This is a genomic window from Roseateles sp. FW301-B2, from assembly GCF_058788955.1.
Genome location: NZ_JBYTBE010000008.1, coordinates 153,376 through 160,672 on the forward strand (window position 1 = coordinate 153,376; position 7,297 = coordinate 160,672).

8 protein-coding genes are annotated in these 7,297 nt (G+C 68.5%); 2 read left to right on the forward strand and 6 right to left on the reverse strand.

The genetic code is table 11. The features are described 5' to 3' along the window. Positions 1–3 precede the first annotated feature (3 nt). From rsfS to AC3WQY_RS08175, 6 genes are read right to left on the reverse strand one after another with little or no spacing between them, the layout of a single operon-like run. On the reverse strand, positions 4–747 hold the full coding sequence (gene rsfS, locus AC3WQY_RS08150; RefSeq protein WP_492707313.1) for a ribosome silencing factor: 744 nt from the start codon (positions 745–747) through the stop codon (positions 4–6). Continuing rightward, on the reverse strand, positions 748–1,353 hold the full coding sequence (gene nadD, locus AC3WQY_RS08155; protein ID WP_285231440.1) for a nicotinate-nucleotide adenylyltransferase: 606 nt from the start codon (positions 1,351–1,353) through the stop codon (positions 748–750). Next, positions 1,344–2,279 (reverse strand): oxygen-dependent coproporphyrinogen oxidase, encoded by a 936-nt coding sequence (hemF, locus tag AC3WQY_RS08160; RefSeq protein WP_492707316.1) that lies wholly within the window; start codon positions 2,277–2,279, stop codon positions 1,344–1,346. Before hemF ends, nadD begins: the two co-directional genes overlap by 10 nt. Next, positions 2,276–2,896, reverse strand: coding sequence for a 1-acyl-sn-glycerol-3-phosphate acyltransferase (locus AC3WQY_RS08165; RefSeq protein WP_492707318.1), 621 nt, complete (start codon positions 2,894–2,896; stop codon positions 2,276–2,278). The genes hemF and AC3WQY_RS08165 overlap by 4 nt, the downstream gene beginning before the upstream one ends. Before the next feature lie 14 nt (positions 2,897–2,910). After that, positions 2,911–4,191, reverse strand: a complete 1,281-nt coding sequence (purD, locus tag AC3WQY_RS08170; RefSeq protein ID WP_285231437.1) for a phosphoribosylamine--glycine ligase — start codon at positions 4,189–4,191, stop codon at positions 2,911–2,913. A 10-nt stretch (positions 4,192–4,201) separates the two neighbouring features. Further along, entirely contained in the window at positions 4,202–4,927 is a 726-nt protein-coding gene (locus AC3WQY_RS08175) for a YebC/PmpR family DNA-binding transcriptional regulator (protein ID WP_285231436.1), read from the reverse strand. Between the two features lie 134 nt (positions 4,928–5,061). On the opposite strand from AC3WQY_RS08175, the gene AC3WQY_RS08180 reads away from it, so the two are divergent. Then, positions 5,062–6,630, forward strand: a complete 1,569-nt coding sequence (locus AC3WQY_RS08180) for a helicase HerA-like C-terminal domain-containing protein (RefSeq protein ID WP_492707320.1) — start codon at positions 5,062–5,064, stop codon at positions 6,628–6,630. Positions 6,631–6,728: 98 nt separating this feature from the next. Beyond that, positions 6,729–7,253: a DUF6622 family protein gene (locus AC3WQY_RS08185; protein WP_492707322.1), complete on the forward strand. Its 525-nt coding sequence runs from the start codon at positions 6,729–6,731 to the stop codon at positions 7,251–7,253. Positions 7,254–7,297 lie beyond the last annotated feature (44 nt).

The following is a 7,297-nucleotide window of genomic DNA, read 5'->3' on the forward strand; positions in this document are numbered from 1 at the left end:
TGCTTAGGCCTTGCTGCGGCCGGCGGGTCGCTTGGGCGCAGCTTTGGCCGCAGGGCGGGCGCTGCTGACCTTAGGTGCGGCCTTCTTGGCGGCCGGCTTCTTGCCGTTCACGCCGACCTTGATGGTCTTGGTGGCGGGCGCCGTGACGGCCTTCACGCCCACGGTGCGGCTGACGGCCTTCTTGGCGGCGACCTTCTTGGCCGGCGCTTTGGTCGGCGCCTTGGCAGGCGTTTTGGCCGCTGCCTTGGCGGCGGGCTTGGCCGGCGCCTTGGTAGCGGTCTTGCTAGCAGTCTTGGCGGGCGCCTTGACCGCAGCCGTCTTCTTCGCCGCGGGCTTCTTGGCCGCGGCCTTCTTCGCCGGCGCGGTCTCGTCCTCCGAGGCCTTCACCAGCTTGGTCTCGCTGCTGCCCAGCTTGAGCTTGACGGGCTTCTCGCCCCAGATCTCTTCCAGGTGGTAGTACTCGCGGATGGCCGGCTGCATCACATGCACGACGGCGGCGCCGCAGTCCACGATGATCCATTCGCCGTTGTCTTCGCCTTCCGTGCGCATCACCTGCAGGCCACGGCCCTTGACCGTCTCCCGCACGCTGGAAGCCAGCGCCTTGGTCTGCCGGTTGCTGGTGCCCGAGGCGATGATGACGCGCTCGAACAGCGGCGACATATGCTCGGTGTTGAACACCACGATGTTCTGGGCCTTGACGTCTTCCAGACCATCGACGATGGCACGTTGCAGTTTACGAATGTCCATTCAGTACTCGCTGTAAAGATGGTGCTGGGCAATATACCCCGCAACCCTCTCGCCCACCATGGGCTTGATATCCCCGCCACGCAAGACTTGCTCGCGCACGAGGGTGGATGAAATATCCATGGCCGGCATGTCCAGCCGCTGCATGCGGTGGGCCACCAACTCGACTTCGGCCGCGGCACGGATTTCTTGACCCGCCCTCGCCGCCACCGCCAACTCCACCAGGCCCAGCAGCTCGCGCCATTGGTGCCAGGTGGGCAATCTCGCGTACTGGTCCTGGCCGAGGATCAGCACCGGCGTGATGCCCGGCTCGCTCGCCAACCAGGCCCGCACCGTGTCTATCGTGTAGCTGGGGCCGTCGCGATCGAGCTCGCTGCGGTCCAGCTCGAAACGCGGCTCGCCCTCCAGCAGCAGCGCCACCATGGCGGCGCGATGCTCGGCCGCGCTCAGCTGCCGCTGCGCCTTCTGCCAGGGCCGCCCCGCCGGCACCCAGCGCAACCCGTCCAGGCCCAGCTGCCGCAGCGCGCTGCGCGCCAGGGCCAGATGCGCCAGATGAACGGGATCGAAGCTGCCGCCGAACAGCCCGATGCGCCGGGCGCTCAAAGCCATAGATGGGTGGCCGTCTCGTCGGCCCAGTCGCGCGGGCGCAGGAAATCGCTGTACAGCCTGGCTTCGGGTGTGCCCTCCTCGGGCTTCCAGTCATAGCGCCACTTCACCAGCGGCGGCATCGACATCAGGATGGACTCGGTGCGCCCGCCCGACTGCAGGCCGAACAGCGTGCCGCGGTCGAACACAAGATTGAATTCGACATAGCGCCCGCGCCGGTAGGCCTGGAAGTCGCGCTCGCGCTCGCCATAGGCCAGGCCCTGGCGGCGCTCGACGATGGGGCCATAGGCCGGCAGGAAGGCATCGCCCACCGACTGCATCATGCCGAAGGCCGCGTCGAAGCCACCCTCGGCATAGTCATCGAAGAACACCCCGCCGATGCCGCGCGGCTCGTTGCGGTGCTTCAGGAAGAAGTACTCGTCGCACCAGCTCTTGAAGCGCGGGTAGAGCTCGGGGCCATGCGGCTCCAGCGCGCTGCGGCAGGTGCGGTGGAAATGCTGCGCATCGCGCTCGAAGCCGTAGTAGGGCGTGAGGTCCATGCCGCCGCCAAACCACACCACCGGCTCGCGATCGGCCGGCAGGGCCGCGAACATGCGCACATTCATGTGCACGGTCGGCACGAAGGGGTTGTGCGGATGCAGCACCAGCGAGACGCCCATCGCCTCGAAGGGCGCGCCGGCCAGCTCGGGCCGGTGCTGGGTGGCCGAGGGGGGCAAGACCCGACCCTTGACGTGCGAGAAATTGCAGCCGCCACGCTCGAACAGGCCGCCCATCTCGATCAGGCGCGTCAGGCCATCGCCCTCCAGGCGGCCGCCCGGCTCGCGCTGCCAGCCATCGGTGATGAAGGGTTGGCCATCCAGGCGCTCCAGCCCGCTGATGATGCGCTGCTGCAGACCCAGCAGGTAGTCGCGCACGAGTTCTGTGTTCATGTCTTGAGCCTCACCGGGCTGGCCAGTTCGGGCCGCTTGCCGCGGCAGCTGGCCAGGTAATCGGCGAACAGGGCCAGGTCTTGCGCCGGGTCGCCGCTGAGTTGCACAAAGCAGGTCAGGCCCACGCGCTTGCGGCCGAAATCGAAATAGGCCAGGCCCACCGGCACGCCGGCCTGCACCGCCACATGGTAGGCGCCGGAGCGCCAGCCATCCACATAGGCGCGCGTGCCCTCGGGCGCCAGCGCCAGCCAGAACTCCTCGTCGGCCGCCTGGGCCGTGCGGACGCGCGCCACCGTGTCGGCCACCAGGCCGGAAGCGCTGCTGCGGTTCACCGGCACGCCGCCCAGCCAGCGCACCCAGGCGCCGAACAGGGGCACGCGGAACAGGCTGTCCTTGCCCCAGAACTTGACGTTCAAGCCGAAGGCCCATTTGGCCAGCAGGCCCAGCACGAAGTCCCAGTTGGAGGTGTGCGGGTAGGCCATGATGACGCCCTGCTTGCCCGGCAGGCCGTCAAAGGCGAGCTCCCAGCCGGCCAGTTTCAGCAGGCCGCGCGCCAGCTTGCTGCCGCGCGCATGCACCGGCATGGCACCGGTCAGGACACGCGGAGGCAGCTTCATGGGCTCTCGAGGGCTCAACGCTTCACCGCCCGGTAGCCGATGTCCTGGCGGTACTGCTTGCCCTCGAACTGGATGCTGGTGAGGGTGTCGTAGGCCAGCTGCTGGGCGTTGCGCACCGACTCGCCCAGCGCGGTGACGCAGAGCACACGCCCGCCGTTGGTGAGCAGCTGACCGTCCTGCTCGATGGTGCCGGCATGGAACACCATCGCGTCCTCGGCATCCGCCGGCAGGCCGGTGATGGCATCGCCCTTGCGCGGATTGAGCGGATAGCCGCCCGCGGCCATCACCACGCCCAGCGCCACGCGGCGATCCCACTGCAGCTCGACCTGGTCCAGCGTGCCGTCGGTGGCGTGCATCAGCACCTCGAACAGATCGCTCTTCAGCCGCATCATGATGGGCTGGGTCTCGGGGTCGCCCATGCGGGTGTTGAACTCCACCGTGCGCGGTTGGCCGCTAGCATCGATCATCAGGCCGGCGTAGAGGAAGCCGGTGAAGGGATGGCCATCGCGCGCCATGCCATGGATGGTGGGCATGATGATCTCGTGCATTGCCTTGGCATGCACATTGGGCGTTACCACCGGCGCGGGCGAGTAGGCGCCCATGCCGCCGGTGTTGGGGCCCTCGTCCTTGTCGAGCAGGCGCTTGTGGTCCTGGCTGGTGGCCAGCGAGACCACGTTCTTGCCGTCGCACAGCACGATGAAGCTGGCTTCCTCGCCCTGCAGGAACTGCTCGATGACGACGCGCGCGCCGCCTTCGTTGTGCACCACGCCGAGTTTGTTGTCGGCCAGGATCCAGTCGATCGCCTCATGCGCCTCGGCCAGCGTCATCGCCACCACCACGCCCTTGCCGGCGGCCAGGCCATCGGCCTTGATGACGATGGGCGCACCCTGGGCATCCACATAGGCATGCGCCGCCGCGGCATCGCTGAAGGTCTCGTAGGCCGCGGTGGGAATGCCGTGGCGCTGCATGAAGTCCTTGGCATAGGCCTTGGACGACTCCAGCTGCGCGGCCGCCTTGGTGGGGCCGAAGATGCGCAGGCCGCGCGCGCGGAACTCGTCCACCACGCCAGCCGCCAGATAGGCCTCGGGGCCCACCACGGTGAGCGTGATCTTCTCGGCCTGGGCGAAGTCCGCCAGCGCCTTCACGTCGGTGATGGGGATGTTCTTCAGGCGCGCGTCGCGCGCCGTGCCGCCATTGCCGGGGGCCACGAAAACCTGGCTGACCCGCTCGCCCTGGGCCAGCTTCCAGGCCAGGGCATGTTCACGGCCGCCGTTGCCAAGCACCAATACTTTCATTCGCTGACTTTCATTCACCCAGGCTGGCGTTGTGATAGACCTCTTGCGTGTCATCCAGGTCTTCCAGCACGTCCAGCAGCTTCTGCATGCGGACGGCGTCTTCACCGGTCAACTCGATGGTGTTGTCGGCGCGCATCGTCACCTCGGACAGCTCGGGCACCAGGCCGGCGGCTTCCAGCGCCGCCTTCACGCCTTCGTAGGCGGCCGGCGAGCTCAGCACCTCGATCGAGCCGTCTTCGCCGCTCACCACATCGTCGGCGCCGGCTTCCAGCGCCACTTCCATCAGCTTGTCTTCCGAGGTGCCGGGGGCGAACAGGAACAGGCCGCAATGCTTGAACTGGAAGGACACCGAGCCGTCGGTGCCCATATTGCCGCCGTACTTGCTGAAGGCATGGCGCACCTCGGCCACGGTACGGACCTTGTTGTCCGTCATGGTGTCGATCATGATGGCCGCGCCGCCGATGCCGTAGCCTTCGTAGCGGATTTCCTCGTAGCTCACGCCGTCGAGATTGCCCGAGGCCTTGTCGACGTTGTACTTGATGCGGTCGGCCGGCATATTGGCGGCCTTGGCCTTTTCGATCGCCAGGCGCAGGCGCGGGTTGGCGCTCAGATCGGGGCCACCGGCCCGTGCCGCCACCGTGATCTCACGGATGATGCGGGTCCAGATCTTGCCGCGCTTCTCGTCCTGACGGCCCTTGCGATGCTGGATATTGGCCCATTTGGAATGCCCTGCCATTGCCTTGATGCTCCTGCGCGTGCTGGCGAATGCGGGCGCCCGCCGAACGGTCCGCCGCATTCAATCTTGTTGGATAGACTGCGATTTTAGCCGCCGCCCCAGGGCGCGCCCTTTTTGCACCGGAGACCCACCGCATGGCCGACCCCATCCTGCTGGCACGCCACGACCAGATCGAGTGCCAGCTGCTGCCCGCGCTCGCCAATCGCCACGGCCTCATCACCGGCGCCACCGGCACCGGCAAGACCATCAGCCTGCAGAAGCTGGCCGAGGAATTCAGCCGCATCGGCGTGCCGGTGTTCCTGGCCGACGTGAAGGGCGACCTCACCGGCATCTCGCAGGCCGGCAAGCCCAGCGACAAGCTGCTGGCCATCCTGAAGGAGCGCGGCCTCGAGCCCTCCGCCCCGCTGGCCTGCCCCACCACCTTGTGGGACGTGTTCGGCGAGCAGGGCCACCCAGTGCGCGCCACCGTCTGCGACATGGGCCCGCTGCTGCTGGCGCGCATGCTGGCGCTCAACGAGACCCAGCAGGGCGTGTTGCAGATGGTCTTCAAGATCGCCGACGATAACGGCCTGGCCCTGCTGGACCTGAAGGACCTGCGCGCCATGCTGCAGCATGTGGGCGAGCATGCGAGCGACTACACCACCCAGTACGGCAATGTCAGCGCCGCCTCGGTGGGCGCGATCCAGCGCGGCCTGCTGCAGATCGAGGCCCAGGGCGGCGACCAGTTCTTCGGCGAACCGATGCTGAACATCGCTGACTTCATGCAGACCGATGGTGGCGCCGGCGTGGTCAACATCCTCGCCGCCGACAAGCTGATGGCCGCGCCGCGCCTGTACGCGAGCTTCCTGCTGTGGATGCTGTCCGAGCTGTTCGAGACCCTGCCCGAGGTCGGCGACCTGGACAAACCCAAGCTGGTGTTCTTCTTCGACGAGGCTCACCTGCTCTTCAAGGAGGCGCCCGCGGCGCTGGTGGAACGCATCGAGCTGGTGGTGCGCCTGGTGCGCTCCAAGGGCGTGGGTGTCTATTTCGTGACCCAGAACCCGCTGGACATTCCCGACGCGGTGCTGGGCCAGCTGGGCAACCGGGTGCAGCATGCGCTGCGCGCCTTCACCCCGCGCGACCAGAAGGCCGTCAAGGCCGCGGCCGACACCATGCGCGCCAAGCCGGGGCTGGACATCGCCACGGCGATCGGCGAGCTGGCGGTGGGCGAGGCCCTGGTGAGCCTCCTGGACGAGAAGGGTCGGCCCAGCATCACCGAGCGCGTCTATGTGCTGCCGCCCGGCAGTCAGATCGGCCCCATCACCGCGGCGCAGCGCCAGGCCCTGCTGCAGGCCTCGCTGGTGGCCGGCGTGTACGAGAAGACGGTGGACCGCGAGTCGGCCTACGAGAAGCTCAGCGGCCGCGTGGCCGGTGCCGCCGCGGCGCCGGCACCGGCCGGCGGCAGCCTGGCCGACGAGGCCACGCGCGCGGTGAACCACGGCCAGCCCCCGGCGCCCGCCCCTGCGGACGAGGGCGGCGGCCTCGGTGGCGCGCTCAAGGACGTGCTGTTCGGCAGCACCGGCCCGCGCGGCGGCCGCAAGGAAGGGCTGGCCGAATCGGCCGCGCGCTCGGCCATGCGCTCGATCGGCTCGGCGGTGGGCCGCGAGATCATCCGCGGCGTGCTCGGCAGCCTGCTGGGCGGCAGCAGCAACCGGCGCCGCTAGGCAACCGCTGGCGCCAGCCGGCTGCGCTTGGTCGCAGCGCGCTCGGCCGTTCGCTCCCTGGTGGGCACAGTTCGCTCCATACCAACCAGGAGCCCGCCATGAACGCACTGATGATGATCGTCCAACACACGCCCGCCTGGGTCTGGGGCCTGCTCGCAGCGCTGCTGGCGCTTGGCCTGAGCCAGACCCGCACGCAGCAGGTTTCGGAAGGCCGGCTGCGCCTGCTGCCGCTGGCCTTTGTCGGCTTGGGTGTCTGGGGTACCTTGTCGGCCTTTGGTTGGCACAGCGGCGTGGCCCTCGCCTGGGCGGGCAGCTTTGTGCTGAGCTACCGGCTGGTGCGTGGCAGCGGCTGGCCCGGCGCGGCACGCTATGTGCCGGCACAGCAGGGCTTCCATGTCCCCGGCAGCTGGCTGCCCCTGGCGCTGATGATGGCCATCTTCGTGCTCAAGTACGCCGTGGGCGTGACGCTGTCGATGCAGCCCCAGTTGGCACAGACGGCGGACTTCGCCATCGCGGTCAGCGCCGCCTACGGCGCGCTGAGCGCGGTGTTCATGGGCCGCGCCCGCAACATCCTGGCCCGGGCCCCGGCCCAGGCCGGTGCCGCCGCGACACTGGCAGCCTGAGCCCCTCCGCGCACGCGCACAATCCCGCCCCATGCACACCACCC